Annotated in this window: 26 protein-coding genes and 3 pseudogenes; 18 read left to right on the top strand and 11 right to left on the bottom strand. The window is 69.5% G+C overall.

Annotated elements, in window-relative coordinates; translation table 11 throughout:
* Positions 1 to 1,107: GDSL-type esterase/lipase family protein (locus tag J0695_RS31845; protein ID WP_206967982.1), on the bottom strand; the 1,107-nt coding region annotated here is incomplete at its 3' end.
* Between the two features lie 110 nt (positions 1,108 to 1,217).
* Here J0695_RS31845 and J0695_RS31840 point away from each other — a divergent pair.
* Positions 1,218 to 2,537: a DUF445 domain-containing protein gene (locus tag J0695_RS31840; protein ID WP_206967980.1), complete on the top strand. Its 1,320-nt coding sequence runs from the start codon at positions 1,218 to 1,220 to the stop codon at positions 2,535 to 2,537.
* A gap of 18 nt (positions 2,538 to 2,555) precedes the next feature.
* Here J0695_RS31840 and J0695_RS31835 read toward each other — a convergent pair whose 3' ends face one another.
* The gene (locus tag J0695_RS31835) at positions 2,556 to 3,416 is read right to left on the bottom strand and encodes an excalibur calcium-binding domain-containing protein (protein WP_206967978.1); all 861 of its coding nucleotides are present in this window, start codon (positions 3,414 to 3,416) and stop codon (positions 2,556 to 2,558) included.
* A 125-nt stretch (positions 3,417 to 3,541) separates the two neighbouring features.
* Here J0695_RS31835 and J0695_RS31830 point away from each other — a divergent pair, with 125 nt between their 5' ends.
* Positions 3,542 to 4,084, top strand: coding sequence for a GNAT family N-acetyltransferase (locus J0695_RS31830; RefSeq protein ID WP_206967976.1), 543 nt, complete (start codon positions 3,542 to 3,544; stop codon positions 4,082 to 4,084).
* Between the two features lie 38 nt (positions 4,085 to 4,122).
* Positions 4,123 to 4,590: a plasmid transfer protein KilB gene (gene kilB / locus J0695_RS31825; protein ID WP_206967974.1), complete on the top strand. Its 468-nt coding sequence runs from the start codon at positions 4,123 to 4,125 to the stop codon at positions 4,588 to 4,590.
* A gap of 60 nt (positions 4,591 to 4,650) precedes the next feature.
* On the opposite strand, the gene J0695_RS31820 is transcribed toward kilB, so the two are convergent.
* Positions 4,651 to 5,493 (bottom strand): DUF4190 domain-containing protein, encoded by an 843-nt coding sequence (locus J0695_RS31820; protein ID WP_242553451.1) that lies wholly within the window; start codon positions 5,491 to 5,493, stop codon positions 4,651 to 4,653.
* 202 nt (positions 5,494 to 5,695) lie between these two features.
* On the opposite strand from J0695_RS31820, the gene J0695_RS31815 reads away from it, so the two are divergent.
* Both J0695_RS31815 and J0695_RS31810 read left to right on the top strand, forming a co-directional pair.
* The gene (locus J0695_RS31815) at positions 5,696 to 6,142 is read left to right on the top strand and encodes an SRPBCC domain-containing protein (RefSeq protein WP_206967970.1); all 447 of its coding nucleotides are present in this window, start codon (positions 5,696 to 5,698) and stop codon (positions 6,140 to 6,142) included.
* Positions 6,139 to 6,492: an ArsR/SmtB family transcription factor gene (locus tag J0695_RS31810; RefSeq protein WP_206967968.1), complete on the top strand. Its 354-nt coding sequence runs from the start codon at positions 6,139 to 6,141 to the stop codon at positions 6,490 to 6,492. The genes J0695_RS31815 and J0695_RS31810 overlap by 4 nt, the downstream gene beginning before the upstream one ends.
* A gap of 48 nt (positions 6,493 to 6,540) precedes the next feature.
* Here the strand turns inward: J0695_RS31810 and J0695_RS31805 are convergent, their stop codons facing one another.
* Both J0695_RS31805 and J0695_RS31800 read right to left on the bottom strand, forming a co-directional pair.
* On the bottom strand, positions 6,541 to 6,909 hold the full coding sequence (locus tag J0695_RS31805; RefSeq protein ID WP_206967967.1) for a winged helix-turn-helix domain-containing protein: 369 nt from the start codon (positions 6,907 to 6,909) through the stop codon (positions 6,541 to 6,543).
* Positions 6,906 to 7,385 (bottom strand): hypothetical protein, encoded by a 480-nt coding sequence (locus tag J0695_RS31800; protein ID WP_206967965.1) that lies wholly within the window; start codon positions 7,383 to 7,385, stop codon positions 6,906 to 6,908. Before J0695_RS31800 ends, J0695_RS31805 begins: the two co-directional genes overlap by 4 nt.
* Positions 7,386 to 7,689: 304 nt before the next feature.
* Between J0695_RS31800 and J0695_RS31795 the strand changes: the two genes are divergently transcribed.
* Positions 7,690 to 8,136 carry a hypothetical protein gene (locus J0695_RS31795; RefSeq protein ID WP_206967962.1) on the top strand — a complete coding sequence of 149 codons (447 nt, stop codon included), beginning with the start codon at positions 7,690 to 7,692 and terminating at the stop codon, positions 8,134 to 8,136.
* 8 nt (positions 8,137 to 8,144) lie between these two features.
* On the opposite strand, the gene J0695_RS31790 is transcribed toward J0695_RS31795, so the two are convergent.
* Together J0695_RS31790 and J0695_RS31785 are read right to left on the bottom strand one after the other, a co-directional pair.
* Positions 8,145 to 8,648, bottom strand: a complete 504-nt coding sequence (locus J0695_RS31790) for a DinB family protein (RefSeq protein ID WP_206967960.1) — start codon at positions 8,646 to 8,648, stop codon at positions 8,145 to 8,147.
* Between the two features lie 392 nt (positions 8,649 to 9,040).
* Positions 9,041 to 9,700 carry a hypothetical protein gene (locus tag J0695_RS31785; protein WP_206967958.1) on the bottom strand — a complete coding sequence of 220 codons (660 nt, stop codon included), beginning with the start codon at positions 9,698 to 9,700 and terminating at the stop codon, positions 9,041 to 9,043.
* Between the two features lie 496 nt (positions 9,701 to 10,196).
* On the opposite strand from J0695_RS31785, the gene J0695_RS31780 reads away from it, so the two are divergent.
* Positions 10,197 to 10,955: an NUDIX hydrolase gene (locus J0695_RS31780; protein WP_206967956.1), complete on the top strand. Its 759-nt coding sequence runs from the start codon at positions 10,197 to 10,199 to the stop codon at positions 10,953 to 10,955.
* A gap of 84 nt (positions 10,956 to 11,039) precedes the next feature.
* Positions 11,040 to 11,582, top strand: coding sequence for a GNAT family N-acetyltransferase (locus tag J0695_RS31775; protein ID WP_206967954.1), 543 nt, complete (start codon positions 11,040 to 11,042; stop codon positions 11,580 to 11,582).
* Between the two features lie 88 nt (positions 11,583 to 11,670).
* Here the strand turns inward: J0695_RS31775 and J0695_RS44355 are convergent.
* Positions 11,671 to 11,846, bottom strand: a pseudogene (locus J0695_RS44355) (methyltransferase domain-containing protein); the annotation flags it as partial.
* A gap of 141 nt (positions 11,847 to 11,987) precedes the next feature.
* Here J0695_RS44355 and J0695_RS31770 point away from each other — a divergent pair.
* Together J0695_RS31770 and J0695_RS31765 are read left to right on the top strand one after the other, a co-directional pair.
* Positions 11,988 to 12,728, top strand: coding sequence for a class I SAM-dependent DNA methyltransferase (locus tag J0695_RS31770; protein WP_206967952.1), 741 nt, complete (start codon positions 11,988 to 11,990; stop codon positions 12,726 to 12,728).
* A gap of 63 nt (positions 12,729 to 12,791) precedes the next feature.
* The gene (locus J0695_RS31765; RefSeq protein WP_206967950.1) at positions 12,792 to 13,088 is read left to right on the top strand and encodes a hypothetical protein; all 297 of its coding nucleotides are present in this window, start codon (positions 12,792 to 12,794) and stop codon (positions 13,086 to 13,088) included.
* A gap of 60 nt (positions 13,089 to 13,148) precedes the next feature.
* Here J0695_RS31765 and J0695_RS31760 read toward each other — a convergent pair whose 3' ends face one another.
* Positions 13,149 to 13,910: a class I SAM-dependent methyltransferase gene (locus J0695_RS31760; protein WP_206967949.1), complete on the bottom strand. Its 762-nt coding sequence runs from the start codon at positions 13,908 to 13,910 to the stop codon at positions 13,149 to 13,151.
* A 191-nt stretch (positions 13,911 to 14,101) separates the two neighbouring features.
* Between J0695_RS31760 and J0695_RS45520 the strand changes: the two are divergent.
* Together J0695_RS45520 and J0695_RS31750 are read left to right on the top strand one after the other, a co-directional pair.
* Positions 14,102 to 14,413, top strand: a pseudogene (locus J0695_RS45520) (carboxylesterase family protein); the annotation flags it as partial.
* 62 nt (positions 14,414 to 14,475) lie between these two features.
* Positions 14,476 to 14,712 (top strand): annotated as a pseudogene (locus J0695_RS31750) (darcynin family protein); the annotation flags it as partial.
* On the opposite strand, the gene J0695_RS31745 reads toward J0695_RS31750, so the two are convergent.
* Positions 14,713 to 15,672 carry a MerR family transcriptional regulator gene (locus tag J0695_RS31745; protein ID WP_206967945.1) on the bottom strand — a complete coding sequence of 320 codons (960 nt, stop codon included), beginning with the start codon at positions 15,670 to 15,672 and terminating at the stop codon, positions 14,713 to 14,715.
* A gap of 94 nt (positions 15,673 to 15,766) precedes the next feature.
* On the bottom strand, positions 15,767 to 16,774 hold the full coding sequence (locus tag J0695_RS31740) for an SEC-C domain-containing protein (protein WP_206967943.1): 1,008 nt from the start codon (positions 16,772 to 16,774) through the stop codon (positions 15,767 to 15,769).
* A 140-nt stretch (positions 16,775 to 16,914) separates the two neighbouring features.
* Between J0695_RS31740 and J0695_RS31735 the strand changes: the two genes are divergently transcribed.
* From J0695_RS31735 to J0695_RS31710, 6 genes are all read left to right on the top strand, one after another.
* Complete coding sequence (locus tag J0695_RS31735) at positions 16,915 to 17,709, top strand: class E sortase (protein ID WP_242553454.1); 795 nt, start codon at positions 16,915 to 16,917, stop codon at positions 17,707 to 17,709.
* Positions 17,710 to 17,749: 40 nt separating this feature from the next.
* Complete coding sequence (locus J0695_RS31730; protein ID WP_206967984.1) at positions 17,750 to 17,908, top strand: DUF3311 domain-containing protein; 159 nt, start codon at positions 17,750 to 17,752, stop codon at positions 17,906 to 17,908.
* The gene (locus tag J0695_RS31725; protein WP_206967939.1) at positions 17,905 to 19,407 is read left to right on the top strand and encodes a sodium:solute symporter family protein; all 1,503 of its coding nucleotides are present in this window, start codon (positions 17,905 to 17,907) and stop codon (positions 19,405 to 19,407) included. The genes J0695_RS31730 and J0695_RS31725 overlap by 4 nt, the downstream gene beginning before the upstream one ends.
* 47 nt (positions 19,408 to 19,454) lie before the next feature.
* On the top strand, positions 19,455 to 19,763 hold the full coding sequence (locus tag J0695_RS31720) for a DUF6412 domain-containing protein (RefSeq protein WP_206967938.1): 309 nt from the start codon (positions 19,455 to 19,457) through the stop codon (positions 19,761 to 19,763).
* Between the two features lie 108 nt (positions 19,764 to 19,871).
* Entirely contained in the window at positions 19,872 to 20,648 is a 777-nt protein-coding gene (locus J0695_RS31715; RefSeq protein WP_206967936.1) for a YidC/Oxa1 family membrane protein insertase, read from the top strand.
* Between the two features lie 118 nt (positions 20,649 to 20,766).
* A complete protein-coding gene (locus J0695_RS31710) occupies positions 20,767 to 21,624 on the top strand; it encodes a fumarylacetoacetate hydrolase family protein (protein ID WP_206967934.1) in 858 nt (285 codons plus the stop codon).
* Positions 21,625 to 21,626 lie beyond the last annotated feature (2 nt).

Below are 21,626 nucleotides of genomic sequence, written 5' to 3'. Positions count from 1 at the left end.
CGGATGCAGATGGTCCCCCGAGTCGTACCGCCCCAGCATCCGCCCCGGCGCATACGGATCCCGCACCACCCGGTCGAAGTCGACGACCGAGTCGAAGATCTTCCCCGCCCGGATCGCCCCGTTGACCTCTTCCCGCACCGCCTCGCGCCGCGCCGTCGCCCGCGCGTACCCGCCGAACGGCGTCAGCGTCGCCCCGACCACCCGCAGCCCTCGCGCGTGCGCCCGCGCGGTCAGCTCCCGCAGCCCCGCGGTGATCGACGCCGCGTCGCTCCCGTGCAGTACGTCATTGATCCCCAGCGCGACCAGCACGGTCTTCGCCCCGCTGTGCGCCAGCACGTCACGGTCGAACCGGGCAAGACCGCTGCGCCCGCTGCGTCCGCCGCGCCCCTCGGTCAGCAGGCGGTTCCCGGCGATGCCCGCGTTCACCACGCCGTAGCGGCCGTCCAGCCGGTCGGCGAGCACGTCGGGCCAGCGGCGGTCGGCGCCTTCGGTGGACTGGTAGCCGTCCGTGATCGAGTCTCCGAAGGCGATGACGGTGCCCTCGGCCCGGTTGGTCAGGACGTCCACGGCGGTCAGGTACCGCCAGTACGGGGTGGCCTGCACCCCCGCGCCGTTCACCAGCGCGGAGAGCTGCTGGGTGTGCGGGTGGTACGTGACCGGGCCGCTCGCCCCCGGCGTCAGCACGTCCACCACCAGGTCGGAGTCTGCCGCCACCCGTACGCGCACCGGATCGGACACGGTCTGCCGGCCGGCCGGGATCGTCACGGCCATACGCCCCGCGAAGGTGACCCGGATCGTGCCCACCGTGGCCCGGGTGATCCGCAGCGGCCTGGCCCCGTACAGATTCGACAGGGTGATCCGGGCCTGGGTGCCCCCGATGCTGGTGTGCACGATGTTTCGTACGGTGCTCCCGGGAAACCCTCGTGAGGTCCCCGGCTCCGCACCGGCAGGCGCCGCGGCCCAGGTCCCGATCCAGGCGGAGGGCCTGGCGAGCTGGGATCGGACGGCGGATGCGGGGGTACGGGCCAGCAGGACGATCCCCACGGAGAGGGCCACCACGATCGCCACCAGCGCGGCGAGCAGGGCGTAACCACGCCTCAGGGTCATATCAGGGGTCTCCTTGGGAACTCGACGTGCGTCCCGGGAGTAGCTCAGGTAGGGACAGTACGTACGGGACAGTGCGTGGTCGCGGATGGACGGACGGACAGGCGGAGCGGATGGAACGTACGAGAGGGACCGGCACCCCGGACCAAGGTGTCCCTGCCCCGCTGGGCTCCTTTGCCTTCAGCGCGGCCGACGAGGAGAAGCGCCGCGGGGTCCGCCGGATGAAAACGACGGCAACGGGCCTGCTTCTGATCGTCTCTCTGATTTTCGTACTTGCCACTTGGGCGAAGAACACTGGGTCCGGTTCCTGGGCGGGATACGTCGCCGCGGGGGCCGAGGCGGGCATGGTGGGCGCGCTGGCCGACTGGTTCGCCGTGACAGCACTCTTCCGCCGCCCACTCGGTCTCCCCATTCCGCACACCGCGATCATCCCCAACAAGAAGGACCAGCTGGGGGAGTCTCTCGGTTCCTTCGTGGGCGAGAATTTCCTCTCCGGTGAGGTCGTACGCTCCCGGCTCCGCGCGCTCGGCATCGGCCGCCGCCTGGGCGCCTGGCTGGCGGAACCGGCCCACGCGGACCGCGTCACGGCCGAGCTGTCCACCGCGCTGCGGGGCGCGCTCACCGTCCTGCGCGACTCCGACGTACAGGCCGTGGTCGGCGAGGCGATCAGCCGCCGCGCGGACGCGGCCGAAGTGGCGCCCGGCATCGGCAAAATGCTCGAGAAGGTCGTGGCGGACGGCGGCCACCGCCGTGTCGTCGACCTGATCTGCGTCCGCGCCCACGACTGGCTGACGGTCCACTCCGACTCGGTGATGGACGCGGTCCAGGGCGGCGCCCCCGGCTGGACCCCGCGCTTCGTCGACCGCAAGGTCGGCGACCGCGTCTACAAGGAACTGCTGCGCTTCATCACGGAGATGCGCGACATGCCGGCCCACCCGGCCCGCGGCGCCCTCGACCGCTTCCTGGCCGACTTCGCCTCGGACCTCCAGTCCGACACCGAGACCCGCGCCCGCGTGGAGCGACTGAAGTCGGAGATCGTGGGGCGCCCGGAGGTGCAGGACGTGATCGCGTCCGCGTGGTCCTCCGTACGCGCGATGATCATCTCGGCGGCGGAGGACGAGCAGAGCGAACTGCGCCTGCGCGCCAGGGCCTCGCTGATGTCCCTCGGCGCCCGGATGTCGACAGACGGCCGGCTGCAGAGCAAGGTGGACGGCTGGCTGGAGGACGCGGCGGTGTACGTGGTCACGACGTACCGCGCCGAGATCACCTCGCTGATCACGGACACGGTCGCGGGCTGGGACGCCGACCACACCTCGCGCAAGATCGAGGCTCACATCGGCCGCGACCTGCAGTTCATCCGGATCAACGGCACGGTGGTCGGTGCCCTGGCGGGCCTGCTGATCTACACGGTCACGCAGGCGGTGGGCGGCTAGCGCGGGTCCGTGCCCGGCTCACTCACAGCCGACCCCGTCCCCGTCCCGGTCGAGATGGCGCCCGTACCCCGGATCCCCGACGTGGATGGGGGCGGCACCGGCGGCCCGGACGGCGGCGCAGTTCTTGTAGTACGTACTGCCGCCACCCCCGCCGCCACTGCTGCCTCCGCTGCTGCCACCCGTGCTCCCGCCTCCACCGGAGCTGCCGCCCGACTCGCACCCGATCCCGTCCCCGTCCCGGTCGAGCCACGGTCCGTACCCCGGATCGCCGACGCGTACGGGTGCGGCACCGGCGGCGCGGGCGGCGGTGCAGTTGCGGTAGTACACCTTGGGCCGGGCGGAGTGCGTCGCCTTCGGGGTCGGTGACGGCGTGGGCGAAGGACCGGCCACGGTGATCCGTACGACGGCGGTCCCGGTCAGCGGCGGCTCGCCCTTCACGTTCACGCGGTACGTGAACTCGTCCTCGCCCCCGTACCCGCCGGTCGGCGTGTAGACGACGGAGGTCCCTTCCACGACGGCGGTGCCGTGCCCGGCGGGCCGGGAGACGGTCACGGTGAGGTCCGTATCGCCGAACTCCGTGTCGAGGTCATGGCTTTCGCCCGCTTCGAGCGTCACCTGGTCATTGCCCAGCACGGCCACGGCGATCCGCTTCCCGGCCCGCGCCTGCGCGGTGTCGTCGGCGAGCTTGAGCACCCGCGCGGGCGCGGGCGACGAGGCGGCGTCCTTGACCGGGGCGGCCGGGGCGGCCGGGGCGGTCGTGGCGGCGGGCTTCGCGTCCCCCTTCCCGCCGTCACCTCCGCACCCGGCGAGCGTCAGCACCAGCACCCCGGCCCCTGCGGCCAGTTGCCCGCATCTCAACTTTCTTCTCTTCGAAGCCATGTGCCCCCCAAGGCAGTTCACGTTCAGTGAAGGAAGAGATGGTCCCAGCGCGCGGCACACCGCCATGGCCACATGACCGAAGTTGTGATGAAACTGTGTACGCGCGGACGCGTAGGCTGCCGGGAATGAGCGACGATCTCGTGACTCTGCGCCCGGTCCTGGAGGCCGATCTCCCGCTGTTCGAGGTATTCCTGACGGACCCGGAGTCGGCCGGGGAATTCTCCTGGACCGGCTGGCGCGACCCCCGCCTCTGGCGCCGGCGCTGGGAGGAGAGCGCCCTGCTCGGCGACGAGGGCGGCGCGCTCGTCGTGGCGGCGGGCGCGGAGGGTCTCGGCTTCGTGGCGTGGCGGAAGGTCCCGGCCTGGGGCGGTGCGTATCACTGGAACATCGGCGTCCAGCTGTTGCCGCAGGCCTGCGGCAAGGGCGCGGGCACGGAGGCCCAACGGCAGCTGGTGGCCTACCTGTTCGCGCACAGTCCGGTGGTCAGGATCGAGGCCGACACCGAGACGGGGAACCTCGCGGAGCAACGGGCCCTGGAGAAGGCCGGTTTCACCCGGGAAGGCGTCTCCCGCAGCGTGAACTTCCGCGACGGCGAGTGGCGCGACGGCGTGCGCTACAGCATCCTGCGCTCGGACTCGGCGGTGCCGGGCAGCGTCCTGGACAGGTGACATGGCCACCGTCACGCCGTATGTGATCAGCTGTGCGGATGGAAGCGCTATGGACGAGTGCTGTCGCGGTCATCGGCACGCTGCTGGGCGGCGTGGTGACGCATGTCTTCCAGCGGCGGGCGGCGAAGGAGAACGAACACTTCTCGCGTACGGAGTCGCTGCGGCAGGAACGCATCGCCGCGTACAGCGCGTTCGCGGGTGCGCTGGAGGACTTCCGCAAGGTGCAGGGGGACCGCTGGTACCGCAGGCAGGAGGACAGGAACGGGGAGCCGTACAAGGAGGCGCTGCGCGAGGGCCATCGGCACCGGGCGCTGGCGCGGCAGGCGCTGTTCCGGGTCAAGCTGCTCGCGGGTGACCGGACGCTGATCGAGGCGGCGGACCACGCGTTCGAGGCGACGCGGAACACATCCGGGGCCCGGGACGAGGCCCACAGGGACGAGCTCTTCACCGCATCCAGGACGGCGATAGAGGTGTTCGTGGAGACGGCGGCGCCGAGCGTGCAGTGAGGAGGCGGCCCGGGCCGCGTCGCGCCCCGGGCCGCCGGACCAACACCCTTACCGACGCGCCTACTTGGTGGGCCCGACCCAGATGCCGTCTTCGTGGTCCATGTCGGGGGAGACCTCGACCTGCAGCTCCTTGGCCGCGGTCGGGGTCAGGGAGAAGGTGAACTGGCTCACGGCCTGCTTGCCGGGCAGCAGCTTCCCGGTGAAGGGCTTGGTGGCGTAGTGGCCGTCGAAGACCATCTCGGCCTCCGCGCCGTCGCCGCCCTTGCCGGTCGGCAGGGCGAGCGTGATGTCGAGGGGCTTCTTGGTGCCGTTGACGATGGTGACCTTCACCTGGACGGCGGTGTTGCCCGCCTTGTGCCCGGCGGAGAACTCATCGGGCTTGTACTTGGCGGGCTTCCCGACGATGACCTTGACCCCGTCCTCGTACGCCATCGCCTTCCCGAAGGCGAGCGGCTTGTCGTCGGCCGCCTCATCCTCCGAGGGTGAAGTCGCTCCGTCGGCAGGGTCGGTGGGGGAGGCGGTCACCTCCACGTTCTCGATGTCCTTGAGCCCCTCGGTGCCGTTCTTGACCATGAGGACGGTGACGACGAGCCCGATCACGGCCAGCGCGGTGGCGACCCCGCCGAGCGCGATCCCGGCTATCGCCATGGCCTTGTTGGTGGCCTGTCCCTTGCGGACCCGGCCAAGACCCACGATGCCGAAGATCAGCGCGAGGACACCGAGCGGCCCCGAAAGCCAGAACATGAAGTAGATGAACCCGAAGACGACGCCGACCACACCGACGACGAGCGCGGCGACCCCGAGTCCGTTGCGCGGCTGCTGCATCAGAGGCTGCGGCATTCCGGGAAAGGGTGCGCCGGTGGGCGGCGGGCCCCACGGGTTCTCGGGGCTGTTGGTGGGCATGGTCATTCGGAGTCCTTCTGAGGTCAGGGAAGTCGGCTCACAATAACAGGACCCTTTACGTTTCATTTACTTTATTTACGAATCCGCAACCTCACCGAAAGCGCCGAACCCTCACCTGAGAAGCAACCTCAAGGTTGCGTCTGGCGAGCCCATGTGCAACTCTGAGGTTGCACCCAATGGCGACGTGTTGAAGGAGCCCCTCATGAGCGAGGACCGGATCGAACGCGACACCCTGATCGACGCATCCCTGGAGCGCGTCTGGACCCTGGTGGCCCAGCCCGGTTTCTGGGTGGCCGAGGAGGCGAGCCTGGCCGGCACGGTGGCCGTGGAGGGGGAGTCCATGGTGGCGGCCAATTCCGTGCACGGCACTTTCCCCGTACGGGTGGAGAAGGTCGACCCGCCGACGTACCTGGCGTACCGGTGGGCCAGCGCCTTCCCCGGTCAGGAACTGACCGCCGACAACAGCACTCTCGTGGAGTTCACGCTGATCCCCGAGGGCGACAAGACGCGCCTTCGCGTGGTCGAGAGCGGCTTCGCGGCACTGGCCGGCCCGGAGGACCTGCGCAGCCAGGCCGTGAAGGACAACACCGGTGGCTGGCCCGAGGTGCTCGACGCGTTCAGGAAGCGCGCAGAGCAGGCCCCCGCATGACAGAGAACGGTGGCGGCGCCGTCGAGCTGGTGGACGGCGTCCTCGCCGCGCTCGCGGACCCGACACGACGCCGGCTGCTCGACCACCTGGCGGCCAGGGGCGAGGCCACGGCGACCACGCTCGCCGGCCAACTCCCCATCTCCCGCCAGGCGGTGGTCAAGCACCTGGCGGTCCTGGACGCGGCAGGCCTGGTCGCGGGCGGCCGGGTGGGGCGCGAGGTGAGGTACGCGGTGAGACCGGAGGCCCTGGACGCGACAGCGCGCTGGATGTCCGCGCTGGCGGCGGACTGGGACCGGCGCCTGGCGAGGATCAAGCGCATCGCGGAGGCGGCGGAGCGAGACGGAGGCTAGCCGTGCCATTGCCATCTATCCGCCTCCGCCCCGTAGTTGGGGCCGCCGTCACGCGGATTCCCCGCCGCGCGAGGTCGTGGCGCCCAAGTTGCGGGCCGTGGAGACGATGTTCTGGAGCGCCGCGATGTGCCGTACCAGCCCCTGCTGTCCAACGGGGGTGAGGGAGAGCCAGGTCCGGGGGCGCTTGCCGACGTATCCCTTGCGGACGGTGAGGTATCCGGCGGCCTCCAGTGCGGAGGCGGTCTTGCTGAGGACCGAGTCGGAGACCTGGCATCCGTCGCGTACGGCGGCGAACTCGGCCTCGTCGCAGGCGGAGAGGAAGGCGATGACGGCCAGCCGGGTCGGATGGTGGATCGTCTCGTCGAGTGCGGCGGGTCCCGTCCCCCGCACCTCCGGGTTCAGCGGGTCATCGGTCATGCGAGCTCCCGGAGTCTCTGCCTGATCCCGGCATTGCGTACGGCACAGGCGACCCACACGCCGATTCCCAGGACGACGAAGACCGTCACGCGCGTGCCGGCCGCCCGTATGCCGAACTGCGCACACAGGCCCCACGTCACCGCACCCGCGCCAAGGACGGCCAGGAGTGCGATCCATCGCCGCCTGAGACGTTCGGACACGGACGCGGCCACCATGACTCCTGTCATCCGCCGGGCGGTTCGGGCGAGGGCGACGATCGCACCCATCCCCACGAAGGGCAGCAGAAGCGTCACCGGCACCCACAGGCCACCTCTGCCCGAGCCCCAGGCCAGTCCCACCGCAGGCACGATGACGGTTGCCGCGGCGGCCGGCCCGTACCAGGCGGGCGACATGGATGACTTCAGACGGGCCCGCTCCTTGACCGCGCCAATATTCCGCAGGGCGTTTGCCGCGGCGTTGTCCTCGTACATGGTCATCGAGCGTTCCGGGCCTTCCGTGGGTCTGGTGTCAGCCTGCGGATTGCCATCCTGCCACGTACTTTCCACCATGGAAAGTACGTGCCGCTACGAGGTGCGCCGAATGCCGGGACCCGCTGCCGCCGACCCAGAAGACCGGCATCTGCACCCCCTGCGACAGGGCGGGGCCCCGCCCTGTCGCAGCGCCGCTGCCGGTGTCCGTAACGGCGCGGACGGCTGTGCTTCGAGCGGCGCTGCGAGGCCAGGCGGCAACCTGAGTACGCGTACTCTCGCGGCCCCCGTGCAGGCGGGCCACCCTGGAGGTATGGCACACACAGACGCGAAGGTTGCGGGGCTTCTCGGCCCGCTGTCCACCCGGTCCGCCGCGGAACGGTGGCTGACCCGCCTGGCGGCGGCGCTGGTCTCGGCGGGGGCGTACCTCCTCTTCATTCCCTGGGACACCCGCAACCGCGCGACCGCCGCCCACCCGTACGACGAGACGACGCCTGTCACCGGCCTGGGTGTGGTGCTGCTCGGGGTGGCCCTGGTGCTCCTGGCCGCGTACATCGGCCACCGCGACCATGTGGCGTGGGCGCTGCTGCTGGTCGCAGTACCGCCGTCGATCCTGATGTTCGTCTCGTTCTCGTCGCACCCCGAGCAGGATGTTTCGCTGTGGCCGCTGGCCTGGGCGTTCTTCACGGCGATCATGGCGGGCGCGGCGCTTGTCGCGGCCTTGGTGGGCGGAGGTCTGCGTACCAGGACCGAGGCGTGAGCGGAGCCTCAGGCGCCGGTGGTGCCGTCGGCCATCTCGCGCAGGATGTCGAGGTGCCCGTTGTGCCGTGAGGTCTCCTCGATGAGGTGCATCAGCACCCACCCGAGCGTGACGTGTGTGCCGTCCTTGACGGGCCGCTTCGCTGTGGCGGAAAAGTCGGTGGTGGAGATCAGCTCGTTGAAGCGGGCGCTCTGCTCCTGGTACTCGGCCAGTAGGCCGGCGAGCGGGAGTTCGGCGCCGATGCGCATCTCCCGGTCGGGGTCCTCGTCGGTCCAGGGGCCGCGGTCCTCCTCGCCGAAGAAGATGACCTCGAACCACCAGTGCTCGACCCACCGGAGGTGGCTGATCAGCCCGCCCGGGGTCATGAGCGGCGAACCCGGCAGCGGGGCCTTGGCGGCATTCTCCGCGGACAGGCCTTCGCACTTGGCGACGGCGGTGGCGCGTGCGTAGTCGAGGAAGGTCGTGAGCATGGCGCGCTCGTCCCAGGTGGACGGCATATCGGTACGTGACATGGGGCGATGCTCGCATCCCCTGAGGATCCCTGGGGCAGAATTAACGCCATGACGACTTGAAGGGCACCGGCCGGACGCGAGCCCTGGCGCAAGAGGGGAACCGGCTGGTCCGTCTACGACCGTGGATGCTGGATCTGCGTCGAGTGCCGGGCTGCTGTCCGCTCCTACCAGTACCGCGTCCATCCGCCCGGGTCCGCCATGTTCGAGCGCTGCATCGGGCTGGCGTGGTGCGCGGGGTGCCGGATTTACTCGGGCGACATGGTTCACGTTCCGCGCAAGCGCGTGCTGGCCGACGCTCTCGTCTCGCTTCCTGCCGATGAACGCGACCGATTGCTCCGCAAGGAGGGCGCGTTGGTCGACTATCTCGACCGCCGATGACGCATCGCACTGACCTAGGCCCGGACTGTGCCGTCCCATCGCCACTCCGTCAGGCGAGGGTGCCCCTGCAGCTCCGCCCGGCCCGTGGCCCACAACAGGGTGGGCCAGGGTTCCGTGGACGACGGCGCGTCCGGGAACAACCGGGCGAGCACCCGCGCGCACATATCAGCAGGCGGGCTCCACGCGAGCCCGAGTCCCTGCGCCAGGTCGTGCACATGCACCAGGGTCTCCACGACCCCCATCGCGGCGAAGCCCTCAGGGTCCGAGATGCCGAAGCCGTGATAGGCGCGGGTCCGCGGAGGCGTCGTACGCACCATGGCGACCAGCAGCGCGCCGCTCGCTTCCAGGACCTGCAACAGGCCGGCGGGCCCTGCCTTGCGGTCCGCGTGAATGGCGTTGGCCGGACCACCGGGCCGTCGGCTCTCCCACAGGAAGGGCACCTCGCCGTCCAAGGGGGGTGATGTGGGGCCGAGTTGCGCGGCGTAGGCGAAGAGGTCGTCGCTGAGGTGCTCGACGGTTTCCCAGCAGTCCCACTCCAGCGAACCGGCCTTCGTGTCCCACGCGGCTGGGGGCGCCTCACGAAGGACGGCCACCGCGAGCTGTGCGGCAAGGGCGACGTCGTCCGCGGTGACGGGGGACGGCTGGGCGTGGCCACTCGTGGCTGATCGGGACATAGCAGGACGGTACCGCTACGAGAGCCGCCGCCTCGTCGACCGTCAAGGTGGTGGACTCGAGCACTGGCACTTCGTCCCTCAAGTAGCCGACCCCTCACTGTCGTTGATGGATCCCGCGGTCGTTGGCGCCTCCATGGCGCCATCGTGATCGGACGATACGACCGCTAGGGTTTCGCGGTGTCGGGGGACGTGAGGGCCCCCGACAGCGAACGCCGACTGATCTCTCAGCCACATCGGGGGCAGCATGCAATGGCTTCTGGCCACCTTAGGAGCACTGGTCCTCGGGCTGGCCACCAACGCGATGTACGACCTCGCCAAACACGGAGCCGTGCGAAGACCGTCTCTCGTGATAAATCGACGCGCGCTGTCGCCGGCCGCACGGTCCTACGATGCGAATACGCACAGTCTGTACTCATTCGTCACCTGGTCAAAGACCCGGCAACTCACCGAAGGCAAGTTACACACGTCATTTGCCGGAACCCTGGACCGTCCCCACGTGCTTTCCGGAGTCGACTGGGACGACGGCGTGCGTCGTTTCGAGGCGGCGGGGGAGCGCGGCAGCACTGCGTACATCTCTGGTCTTGAAGTGGACACCGGCGAGCACCCTGCGGCCCACGCATTTCACGTCACTGTCGCAGAGAGCAGATACTCCGAGTGCCTGGCAGCGAAATCCCTGCTGGACAGTGGTCCTGACGTGCAGGACCGAGTCCTCGGGGCGATACAGCAGGGAAGCCGTGGCTTCGCCCGGACGGCGCCTCCGACGATGGTCAGCGCGTGTGTCGCCGTCATCAGTTCGGAGAACCGGCTGCTCGCCCTGCGCCGGTCGCTGGCCGTCCGGACCTTCCCCGGTCAATGGACCGTCGGAATCAACGAGTCGATGAAATACAGCGACGAACCCGGGCGCGAGGAGGACCTGTTCGGTCTGGTCCGGAGGGGACTGCAGGAAGAGCTGGGGATGGAGGAGGGCGACTACGGGAAGGTCGCCATCAGCTGGCTCGGGTGGAGCAATGCGGCCGGGTGCTACGTCCTGGTGGCCAGCGTTCGCTCAACACTTCGCTCGTCGGAGATCGATGAGTCCAGAAATCGCTGTCACAGTGTGTACGAACATGATTTGACCGCTTGGCTGCCGATCACCAGGTCGCAGATCAGCAAGATCATTGAGAACAGCGAGCCCGGTCCCGACCGAATCCACAACTGGTCGTACCTCGCCCCTCTCGTCGCTTCGGAGGTATGGCGGTTCAGAGACGTCGTGTGACGGGTGGACCGCGCCCCGCCGTTGCTCACCGGCGGACTCACAATCCTGTTGCTGCCCGCCGTCCCGGGCGGGTAGAAAGCCTGGATGCTAAGTGGCGGCAAGGTCGGGCTCAGGGCCCGGCACGAAGACGACGTACCGATCCTGCACACCGAGCTCCACGACGACGTGACCACGCACGCGCGGGCCAACGGCCGGCCGTGGCGGCCGGTGGCACGGGACGCGAAGGACCCGCCGTTCTCCGTGAAGGAGGAGGACGAAAGGTTCGTCCCGTTCTCCGTGGTGGACCTGGCAGGCGGCACGCTGCTCGGCAGCGCGGTGCTGTGGGACATCGACACCCACAACCGCTCCGCGCACATCGGCCTTGGCCTGCGGCCTTCCGCGCGCGGCAAGGGCTACGGCGCGGACGTGGTCGCGGTGCTGTGCCACTACGGCTTCGTCGTACGCGGCCTGCACCGCCTGCAGATCGAGACGCTGTCGGACAACATCGCGATGCTGCGCTCCGCCGAGCGCAACGGCTTTGTCCGCGAGGGAGTGCTGCGCTCCTCGGGTTGGGTGATGGGCGAGTTCATGGACGAGGTGCTGCTCGGACTGCTCGCCCAGGACTGGAAGCCGGACGCGCGGGACTAGACGAGGACGCCGATGTCTGGCCGCGACGAGACGGAAGTAATGGGGATGGGGATGGGGATGGGGATGGGAAAGACCGTCACGTATCGGAGATGACCGGCGAGAGATCCAACCCGGTTGTCCTGACGCCCTGTTGGGTGAGGAGCACCGGAGCGCGCCCGGTGCCGCAGCCGATCTCCAGCGCGGTTTTCGGTGACCCCAGCAGCTCCGGCCTGGTCCGTGGCCGGCGCACTGGGGCCAACAGAAGACCGGTTCCGAGTCGAACACCTTGTCTTTGGCGCTCCGGGCGAAGGTGTCCCAGAGCTCGCGTTCGGCGGCGAAGTCGTGCTGTGCGGGCGGCGAGGCAGGAACTCTCGGGCTGGATAAATGCGTCGACGGCGTGCCTCGGCACCGGCAGAGTGGCCGCCCATGACGAGCAGTGAACTGTGGACTCGCGCGACCGCCGACCGCTACGACGCCGAGGAGACCGAAACGTCCTCGGCTGCCGTTCTCGGACCTACTCTGGCCTTCCTCGCCGAGCTTGCCGGAGATGGCCGGGCCCTGGAGTTCGCCATCGGGACCGGGCGAGTGGGCGTCCCGCTCCGGGAACGTGGCGTGCCAGTAGTGGGCATCGAACTGTCCGAGCACATGGCAGCGGTGCTCCGGCGCAAGGTCGACGAGGGTGCGCTTCCGGTGACCATCGGGGACATGGCGAGCACCGTCGTCGCCGGTGAGTTCGCCCTGGTCTATCTCGTCTACAACACCATCACGAACCTGCTGACGCAGGACGAGCAGGTCGAGTGCTTCCGTAACGCCGCACGTCATCTGGCGCCCGGCGGCCGGTTCGTCATCGAGCTGGGTGTGCCGCCGCTGCGGTTCCTGCCGCCCGGCCAGGTTGCCGTGCCGTTCGACGTCTCCGAGCAGCATCTCGGCTTCGACACCTTCGACCTGGTGGAGCAGGTTCTCGTCTCGCACCATTTCACTCGCGACGGCGACGACGGCCGCTACCGCAGCGACAACTCCCGGCACCGGTACGCCTGGCCGGCCGAGCTCGACCTGATGGCACGGATCGCCGGACTCGAGCTGGAACGTCGCGTTGGGGACTGGGACGGTTCGCCGTTCACCGCGGACTCCGCCAAGCACATCTCCGTGTGGCGCAAGCCGGCCTGAGGTCGGCCGAGCGTGTGTCGTGGGACACGGCGTCAGGTGTGTGGGGCGTGGAACACTCCGCGGGTGCCTTCCTGGATAACCTCGCGCCGTCTGGGCGCCGCCGCTCTTCTGTACGCCGTCTTCGTTGGCGGCTGGTATCTCGGGCAACCCCTGATGGGTGTCGGCTGCGAGCCCTCCGCGCTCGTTCTGTCGTCCGACGCCCCGGACGCGGTCGGGGAGCCGGGAGACATCTCCGGTGATGTCTCCCGGGCTGTCAGTAGGGTCGTCACCTACGATTTCATCGCCACCGAGGACATCGTGCCGTGCCGGTGGGAGCCCCGTCCGCGCCTGCTGGCCTGGGTGTTGGGCGACTGGCGCTGAGGGATTTCGTCCGTGAACGGCTCGCCCTCGTGCTGAGCCCGGCGGGTTGATGCGCGGGGTCTACCGGTGCGCCGTGTAGACGGTCGCCGTCATCGGCGCCGACACAGGGCCGGTGCCGAAGTGGTCCGTCATCTTCTGCGTGACGGTGGACCGGAGGGCCTTCGCGTCGTCGCGAGCCTGTACGACGGCGCTCACCGGCGTGCCGGTGAGGAGCCCGGTGGCGACGGAGGCTGCCGACTCCGCGACTCCTTCCAGCGTGACCTCCTCGGCGGTGGCCAGGGTCAGTCCGGCGGCCGTGAGGTCCGCGGCGACCTTGGCCGGGTCGGAGTAGCCGTGGGGCACGTCCTTCAGGAACTGGGGTGCTCCGTTGGGCATGGACTCTTCCAGCGCGTCCTGGAAGGCGGCCCCGAACCCGTGCGAGGCCAGCGGGCCCCAGCTGTTGAACAAGAACCGACCCTGCGGGGCCAGGACCCGGCGCACCTCGCTGTAGGCGGCGGCCCTGTCGGGGAAGAACATCACCCCGAACTGGCACAGAACGAGGTCAAAGCTGCCGTCCTCGAAGGGCAGCTCTTGGGCGTCCGCCTGCCGCCAGTCCGCACGCGGTTCCCGCGCCGATCCTGCGGTGACCATCGCTTCGTTGAGGTCGGTCGCCACCACCGAGGCCGTGGGCACCGCGGTGAGCAGGGCCGAGGTCAACGCCCCGGTTCCGGCGGCGAGTTCCAGGACCGTGCGGGGCCGCAGCGCTGCCGCCCTGGCGGCCAGGTCGGCGGCGAAGGGCCGGAAGAAGACCGGCACCAGGTGGCGTTCGTAGGCTTCGGGCATGGACCGTGTCCACCGCCGGTTCGCATCGTCTGCGGTCACCTGGCAGACATTAGCCCCGCGGGGGGTCCGGCGGCGGACCGCCGCAGCCGCCCCGGCTTCGTGTCGGCGTTTGCTGCTGCCCAGCCACACCGGCAGGGCAGCAGGAGGGCCCCGGCCGGCGAGGGGGGCCGCGCGGGGCCGGCCGTCCGTAAATGGCTCGCCCTTGGTCTCGGCGCGGCGGGATGATGTGCGGATCGTTCCACCACGCTCGACATGTTCGGGAGGAAGCCGTGGTGTCCCAGTTCCCGTCCCCGTCTGAGCCCGTCGTCCGTACAGACGCCGGGGCGCTGCGGGGCCGGCGCGAGGCGGGGGTGGCTGTCTTCCGCGGGATTCCGTTTGCCGAGCCGCCCGTTGACGCGCTCCGGTTCGCCGCACCGCAGGCCGTACGGGGATGGGACGGGGTGCGGGAGGCGGTGTCGTACGGACCGCCGCCGCCTCAGGCCGGCCATTTCGGTATGGACTCGCCGGCGCGCGATGCGGTGGGTGACGGATGGCTGACCGTCAACGTCTGGTCTCCCGATCCGGGGCCAAGACCACCGGCGTCCGCTCACGCTTCTACGACACGGAGTTCTACTCCACCCGCGTCACCGACGTCCGGGTCTGGGAAGCCGACGACCACGACGCCTACCACCTCCTCATCGATGCACTGCGCGAAACCCCGTTCTGGGACCGCTACTTCACGGTCGTCGACCTCCTCGTCGGCACCGAGAACGGCTACGCCCGCACCTATGGGATCGAGGCCGTCACCACCATCACGACCTGACTATGCGCGGGCGTCCCGCCGCAGGGCCCGGATGAGCCAGAGGTGCATCGGGATCAGGCTCGGTACCACCTGCCAGCCGTTGACGATCCACACCAGCCGCCAGTAACGGTCCACATGGGGATCGTGGGCTTCTTCGAACTGCTGGGCCAGCCAGTCCCGGAACCCGGCGTCCGGGGCGCGAGTGAACCGCTCCGCGAATCGCCGCACCAGGTCGTCGACGGTGGGTGCGGCCCTGTCGCTGAGCGGGTCGGTGCCCGCATTCCTGGCCTCGTCGACCTTCATACGGGTGAGTTCCATCAGTTCGTCGCCGGCGGCCGTCTCGACGGCGAGCGTGCGCCCGGCGGCCTGGTAGCCGGCCGTACGGCGCATCCGGGACCGGAAGTCCTCGTCGCCGACCAGCTCGGCGAGCTCCACCCACGCGGCGACCTGCTCGGTGGACGCATCGTCGGGCAGGTCGGGAGTGGCTGCGCGCATCATGGCCGTCATGGCCGCCATGTCTGTCACAGCCGGGTCGGCATCCACCGTGCCGAAGGTGCCGTTCAGGAAATCGTCGATCAGACGTCGGCGTTCCTCGCCGGACAACCGCGTGAGCCTGTGCATGAGCTGGGTCTCCTCGGGACTGGACCCGCGCCTGGCCACGACTCGCAGAACGCTCCGACGCAGTTGCAGCATCCGGATCTGGACGTCCACGGCATCGGCCTGCGCCGCGGCGACGTCCGCCACCGAGAGCTCGCGGTTCAGCACCCGCTGAATCGTGGCAAGGTCAATCCCCAACTCGCGCAATGTGCGGACGAGTTCGAGGCGCAGCAGTGCGTCGAGGTCATAGAGCCGATAGTGGGCGGGACTTCGGCCGGTCGGCGCCACCACCCCCGAATCGGAGTAGAACCGGATCGTCCTCACGGACAAGCCGGTCCGCCGGGAGAGTTCCCCGATCGAGTAGAGGGTCGTCGTGCCGTCCATGTCCCTCACCCTGCTGTCTCCAGTCGCTGGAGACTCAAGGCTAATTCCCACCGCGGATGCCGCCCGGGACAGGGTCGCCGGGCGGCAGGCGGAGTTACGAGGCCGTGGGGCCCCCGTGGCATCCCCGGTACGCGTTCCCCGAACCGCACCAGCACGGGGCGTTCCGGGCCGGGGGCCATGGGACGGCCCGGCCCCTTGCCGCCAGGGTCGTGGCGTACTGCGGGAGCAGGTCCACGTCTGAGGGGTCCGTCGACTCCGAGGCCGCGAACGCCTCGTACGACGGGACCGTGCCCGTCACTATTCCCAGGTTCTGCGTTCCCGTCCCCGCCAACTCGCGCAGTGACGTTTCGACGTCGAGCAAGTGCGCCTCGTGTGTGGGGTATTCGTCGCCCAGACGCGGGTACGCCGTCGTCAGTTCGTCGAGCTCCGGCTCCGTCCAGTGCAGGATCGCCACCGGGAACGGACGGGACAGTGCCGCCCGGAAGGAGCCCAACTCCGCCTGGAGACGCGTGATTTCCGCGCGGAGTTCCGCCGGGTTGTCCGAGCCCAGGGCCCAGAGGCGCTTCGGGTCGTGGAGTTCGTCCAGGGGGACCGGGGACGTGTGTGCCGTGTCCGCCAGGGCGTCCCAGTCGTCGTGCGGGAGAGCGAGGAGGCGGCGCACCCGGTGGCGGCCCGTGAGGAGGGACTGGGAGGTGTACGGGACCGGCTCGGCCGGGTCGATCAGTTTCTCTGCTGCTTCGGTGAAGGCGGAGTGTGCCGACTCCAGTTCGTCGTGCGTCTCCAGGGTTTCCGCGATCACTGCCCACGCCGCCGGACTCTCCGGGGACGTGGCGCGGATGCCCTCGATGATCGCGCGGGCCTCGGGCTCGTGGCCGTACTCCCAGAGGTTGGCCGCCTGGAGTGCCTTGATCAGGGGTGCGTCCTCGGGGGACGACTGCAGCAGGCTGTCGTAGAGGGTCGTGGCACGGGGGCGGTCGTCCGCCAGTTCCAGGTGGGCCGCGGCCTGGAGGAGCAGCGGTTCCTGGTCCTCCGGGTACTGCGCCGCGGTGCGCAGCAGGCGCTCGGCTTCGGCGATGTGGTCGGCAGGAGTGTCGGGGCGCATGCACCACACCGTACTGCGGGGCGCTGGGGCATGGTCAGAGGGCGGTGGGGATGTGGGCAAAGCCCTATCGGGTCCTGGTGGGGGCGGCGCGGCTCTGGAGAGTTACGGGGGCAGGGCCTATCGTGCGCGCCGTGCGGGAGCTGATAGCGGGAGTACCGGTGGTCGTGCAGCGGGGGCCCTCCCGGCGGCGCGTGGGAGTCGCGCGCTCGCTGTGGGTCGGGGCCGAGGCGGCTGTGACTCTTGGGGTTGTCGTGCTGCTGCTCGTCGTCCATCAGCTGTGGTGGACCAATCGCGAGGCGCGGGCGGCGGCCGGGCACAAGGTGCAGGCCCTGGAGCGGGAGTGGCGCAGTCCGGGGGCCGGGGCGGGGGATGGGACCGGTGCTGCTCCTGATCCTGCTGCCACCGGGCCGGGTGCGGCGAGTGCCAGTCCGTCCCCTTCGGGTGGGGCCTCTTCCCGTGTACGCAAGGATGCGCCGCCCCGCTGGGATCAGGCCTTCGCCGTCATCCGCATCGCCAAGCTCGGCGTTGTCGCTCCCATCGCCCAGGGGGTGGGCAAGGAGAATGTGCTCAATAAGGGATACGTAGGGCATTACGTCGGGTCCGCCCTCGCCGGGCAGGCCGGGAACTTCGCCCTCGCCGGGCATCGCAACACCCACGGCGAGCCCTTCCGGTACATCAACCGGCTCCAGCGAGGGGACGTCGTCGTCGTGGAGACCCGGGCCGCCGTCTTCACGTACATCGTCGACAAAGGGCTGCCGCAGACCTCGGCGCGCGACGGCGGCGTCATCGCTCCCGTGCCCCGCAGCAACATCAAGCCCGCTTACGGCTACAGCGCCCCCGGCTACTACCTGACGCTGACCACCTGCACCCCCGAGTACACGTCCAAGTACCGGCTCGTCGTGTGGGCGAAGTTGCAGTCGATGCGCCCGCGATAGCGTTGCCGGCGTGCTCAGACGTCGTCCTCATCTGCTGTGGTTGCTGGTGCCCTATGTGCTGTTCGTGGGCGCCCTGCCGTTCGTCAATCGCGTGCGGCCCGTGGTGTTCGGGCTGCCCTTTCTGTTCGCGTGGCTGATGGGGGCGACCCTTCTCACGCCGTTGCTGGTGTGGCTCGCCCGGCGGGGTGACAAGCGATGAGCGGCGATGCGGCGATCGCGACCTCCGTCTTCGGGGTCTTCATGGTGGGCACCGTCGCCCTCGGTCTTTTCGCCGTACGCGGCGGGCGCGGCGGTGGACTCGCCGGCTGGTCCGTGGGCGGGCGGAGTCTGGGGTCCGTCTTCATCTGGGTGCTGATGGCCGGGGAGGGCTACACCAGCTTCAGCTACCTCGGGGCCGCGGGCTGGGGCTACAACTACGGCGCGCCGGTGCTCTATGTGGTCGCGTACATGTCCTGCGGCTACGCGGTGGGCTATGTGGTCGGCCCCATGCTCTGGAGCTACGCCCGGCAGCACGGGCTCGTCGGCATCACCGACATGATCAGCCACCGGTACGGGAAGCCCTGGCTGGGGGCCGTCGTCGCCGTCCTCGCCACCGTCTTCCTGCTGCCGTACATCCAGTTGCAGATCACCGGGATGGGCGTCGTCGTGTCGACGATCTCGTACGGGACCATCAGCCTCAACTGGGCCTATTTTGTCGCCTTTGCCGTGACCACCGGGTTCGTCGTCGTCAGTGGGCTCAAGGGCAGCGCGTGGGTCTCGGTCCTCAAGGACGTGCTCGTCATCGGGACGCTGGGGTTCCTGGCGTTCTATGTGCCTTTTCATTACTTCGGCGGGTACGGGCCCTTCCTCGACCGCCTCGTCGCCGAGAAGAGCGACTGGCTCACCTTCCCCGGCCACGGCGACAGCGGCTTCGGGCAGGCCTGGTACGCGACCACCACCGTGCTCAACTCGCTGACCGTCGTCATCTTCCCGACCACCGTCGCCGGGTACCTGGGGGCGCGCGACGCGGACGTCCTGAGGAAGAACGCCGTCTGGCTCCCCGCGTACAACATCCTTCTCTTCGTGCCGATGCTGCTCGGCATGGCCGCGCTCTTCGTCGTGCCAGGACTCGTCGGCGCCGAGTCCAACCTCGCCCTCTTCAAGCTGGTCGTCGACTCGCTGCCCGCCTGGGCCGTGGGCGTGATCGGCGTCGCGGCCGCGCTGTCCTCGATCGTCCCCATGGCCGTCTTCATGCTGGTCATCGGGACCATGTGGGGGCGGAGCGTCCTCTCGCTCGTACCGCGCCTGCGCGAGCGGCAGAAGGGCGCCTCGCAGGTCGTGGTCGTCGTCGCGGGGGCTCTTGCCCTGCTCATGACGTACACCGTCCCCAACACTCTGGTCCGGCTCTCCCTCATCTCGTACGAGGGGATGGCCCAGCTCCTGCCGATGCTGCTCCTCGGCCTGGTGTGGCGGCGGCTGACACTCCTCGCGGCCGGGAGCGGGCTGGTGGTGGGGGTCGCCGTCGTCTGCGCGTTCGTCTTCAGCGAGAACGATCCGGTGTGGGGGGTCAACGCCGGGATCGTGGCGCTGGCGGCGAACCTCGCTGTCGCCCTCTGTGTGACGTACGCGGGGAAGGGCGACCGTGACCCGCGGCCGGACTCCGAGGTGCTGGCCTCCGACCCGCTCCCGCTCCCGCTCATGGAAAGCGGTCGTGTATAACGGCTGAAGGTCTGTATTTCGTGCGGAGAGCGGGAGGGGGGAGCGTCATGGCCGGTCGACCGGTACGTGTGTCGGCAGCCGGGCTGGTGCTGTTCCTCATCGCCGACGTACTGCTCGCCGAGGGCGGCACCCTCACCTCCGCCGTCGCACTCGCCGCCACCGCCGCGGTCGGATCCGCGCTGGCAGCCTGTGCGCTGGTCGCCTCGCGCAACGCGCCCGTCGTGCCTCGGACCCATGTCCGTACCGCCATCCGCGACCGGGAACGGCGCACCGCCTTCCTGCCGCAGCGCGATCCCGACGCATCGGGGCGGCCACGCCCCCGAGCCCCGGGGCGCCTCGTCCCGACGGCCGCGTAAGCGCTTGAGCAGGTACTTGAGCAGGTAAGCGCGAAAACTTTTCCGCGGTCCGTCACGCCGACATGTCCTGTCTGTCCGGCCTTTGACGAGATCCCACGGAGGGCTCCCGTGTCCGCATTCATGTCCGTTTTCGCCAGTCTGGTCGCGCATCTCGCCGACCTGCTCGACCCGCTCTTCGCCGGCGCCTCCATGGCCGCCGCGATCATCCTGTTCACCGCGTGCGTACGGCTCGCGATCCATCCGCTCTCGCGCTCCTCCGCCCGCGCCCAGAAGTCCCGTGCCGCGCTCGCCCCGCAGATCGCCGAGCTGCGCAAGAAGCACGGCAAGGACGCGCAGAAGCTGCAGAAGGCCACGATGGAGCTGTACGCGGCGGAGAAGGTCTCGCCGCTCGCCGGCTGCCTGCCGGCCCTGCTGCAGATGCCCGCCTTCTTCCTGATGTACCACCTCTTCGAGTCCTCTTCGATCGGCGGCAAGGCGAATGTGCTGCTCCAGCACTCATTGATGGGCAGCCCGCTCGGCGGACGGTGGCGTGACGCGCTCGGTCATGGCGGGCTCTTCGGGTCGGAGGCCGTTGTCTATCTGGTGCTGTTCGCGATCGTGGCGGCGGTCGCGACGTTCAATTACGGGCGTACGAAGCGGATGATGGCGACCAGTGCCGCTGCCGCGCCGACGCCGGTGTCATCGGATGTTCCGGGGGCCGGGGCGATGAGCGCGATGACCAAGGTGATGCCCCTGATGTCCTTCATGACGCTGTTCACCGTGGGGTTCGTACCGCTCGCCGCAGCGCTGTACGTGGTCACGAGTACGACGTGGTCTGCGGTGGAAAGGGCCTACCTTTATCGGGACGTGGTCCCCTCGGCCGCGGTGCTTGCCACTCCGATGTAATGGTCCGGGTGGTGAACAGGGTCTTGCGGAGTGGACCGGAGACTTAGAGGATCGACCAGTCCTCCGATGACCGCTACTCGTCGGCTCGGACGATCTCTAGCCAGGGAGTTGACTGACCATGAAGCTGCTGCGTGTCGGACCGGCCGGGAACGAACGCCCCGCCCTCCTCGACGAGGACGGAACGCTGCGGGATCTGTCCGGGATCGTCGCAGATGTGGATGGTGCGCTGCTGGGTGACGCGGGCGCCATGGCCCGCGTACGGGAAGCCGCCGCGGGCGGGGCGCTGCCCGTCCTCGACGCGGACGGGCTGCGGGTCGGCCCGCCGCTCGGCCGCATCGGCAAGATCGTGTGCATCGGGCTGAACTACCACGACCACGCGACGGAGACGGGTGCGGCGATTCCGGCCGAGCCGATCCTGTTCATGAAGGCGCCGGACACGGTCGTCGGACCCGACGACACGGTGCTGGTGCCCCGGGGGTCGGTGAAGACCGACTGGGAGGTCGAGCTGGCGGTCGTCATCGGGCGCACGGCGCGGTACGTGGGGGAGGACGAGGACCCGCTCGCGTACGTCGCCGGTTACGCCGTCGCCCATGACGTGTCCGAGCGTGCCTTCCAGATCGAGCGCGGCGGCCAGTGGGACAAGGGGAAGAACTGCGAGACGTTCAACCCGTTGGGACCCTGGCTGGTGACCGCCGATGAGGTGGCGGACCCGCAGGCGCTGTCGCTGAAGCTCTGGGTGAACGGGGAGCTGAAGCAGGACGGGACCACTGCGGAGCAGATCTTCGGGGTCGCGGATGTGGTGCGGTATCTGAGCCAGTTCATGACGCTTTATCCCGGGGACGTCATCAACACGGGTACGCCGGCGGGTGTCGCGATGGGGCAGCCCGATCCCAAGCCGTATCTGCGGGCGGGGGATGTTGTGGAGCTGGAGATCGAGGGGCTCGGGCGGCAGCGGCAGGAGCTCAAGGGGGCGTAGGG

The organism is Streptomyces beijiangensis (assembly GCF_017315755.1).
GTDB lineage: Bacteria > Actinomycetota > Actinomycetes > Streptomycetales > Streptomycetaceae > Streptomyces > Streptomyces beijiangensis.
The sequence above is the reverse complement of the archived record's forward strand: the minus strand, read 5'-3'. Positions and strand labels throughout refer to the sequence as shown.

Bases quoted from the DNA above. Each gene is read 5' to 3' on its own strand.
- J0695_RS31830 (WP_206967976.1), top strand. From the start codon at position 3,542: ATGAGCGACGATCTCGTGACTCTGCGCCCGGTCCTGGAGGCCGATCTC.
- J0695_RS31840 (WP_206967980.1), top strand. From the start codon at position 1,218: ATGGAACGTACGAGAGGGACCGGCACCCCGGACCAAGGTGTCCCTGCC.
- J0695_RS31775 (WP_206967954.1), top strand. From the start codon at position 11,040: ATGCTAAGTGGCGGCAAGGTCGGGCTCAGGGCCCGGCACGAAGACGAC.
- kilB (WP_206967974.1), top strand. From the start codon at position 4,123: ATGGAAGCGCTATGGACGAGTGCTGTCGCGGTCATCGGCACGCTGCTG.
- J0695_RS31770 (WP_206967952.1), top strand. From the start codon at position 11,988: ATGACGAGCAGTGAACTGTGGACTCGCGCGACCGCCGACCGCTACGAC.
- J0695_RS31810 (WP_206967968.1), top strand. From the start codon at position 6,139: ATGACAGAGAACGGTGGCGGCGCCGTCGAGCTGGTGGACGGCGTCCTC.
- J0695_RS31720 (WP_206967938.1), top strand. From the start codon at position 19,455: ATGGCCGGTCGACCGGTACGTGTGTCGGCAGCCGGGCTGGTGCTGTTC.
- J0695_RS31795 (WP_206967962.1), top strand. From the start codon at position 7,690: ATGGCACACACAGACGCGAAGGTTGCGGGGCTTCTCGGCCCGCTGTCC.
- J0695_RS31725 (WP_206967939.1), top strand. From the start codon at position 17,905: ATGAGCGGCGATGCGGCGATCGCGACCTCCGTCTTCGGGGTCTTCATG.
- J0695_RS31790 (WP_206967960.1), bottom strand. From the start codon at position 8,648: ATGTCACGTACCGATATGCCGTCCACCTGGGACGAGCGCGCCATGCTC.
- J0695_RS31835 (WP_206967978.1), bottom strand. From the start codon at position 3,416: ATGGCTTCGAAGAGAAGAAAGTTGAGATGCGGGCAACTGGCCGCAGGG.
- J0695_RS31745 (WP_206967945.1), bottom strand. From the start codon at position 15,672: ATGGACGGCACGACGACCCTCTACTCGATCGGGGAACTCTCCCGGCGG.
- J0695_RS31785 (WP_206967958.1), bottom strand. From the start codon at position 9,700: ATGTCCCGATCAGCCACGAGTGGCCACGCCCAGCCGTCCCCCGTCACC.
- J0695_RS31805 (WP_206967967.1), bottom strand. From the start codon at position 6,909: ATGACCGATGACCCGCTGAACCCGGAGGTGCGGGGGACGGGACCCGCC.
- J0695_RS31800 (WP_206967965.1), bottom strand. From the start codon at position 7,385: ATGACCATGTACGAGGACAACGCCGCGGCAAACGCCCTGCGGAATATT.
- J0695_RS31710 (WP_206967934.1), top strand. From the start codon at position 20,767: ATGAAGCTGCTGCGTGTCGGACCGGCCGGGAACGAACGCCCCGCCCTC.
- J0695_RS31815 (WP_206967970.1), top strand. From the start codon at position 5,696: ATGAGCGAGGACCGGATCGAACGCGACACCCTGATCGACGCATCCCTG.
- J0695_RS31740 (WP_206967943.1), bottom strand. From the start codon at position 16,774: ATGCGCCCCGACACTCCTGCCGACCACATCGCCGAAGCCGAGCGCCTG.
- J0695_RS31760 (WP_206967949.1), bottom strand. From the start codon at position 13,910: ATGCCCGAAGCCTACGAACGCCACCTGGTGCCGGTCTTCTTCCGGCCC.
- J0695_RS31820 (WP_242553451.1), bottom strand. From the start codon at position 5,493: ATGCCCACCAACAGCCCCGAGAACCCGTGGGGCCCGCCGCCCACCGGC.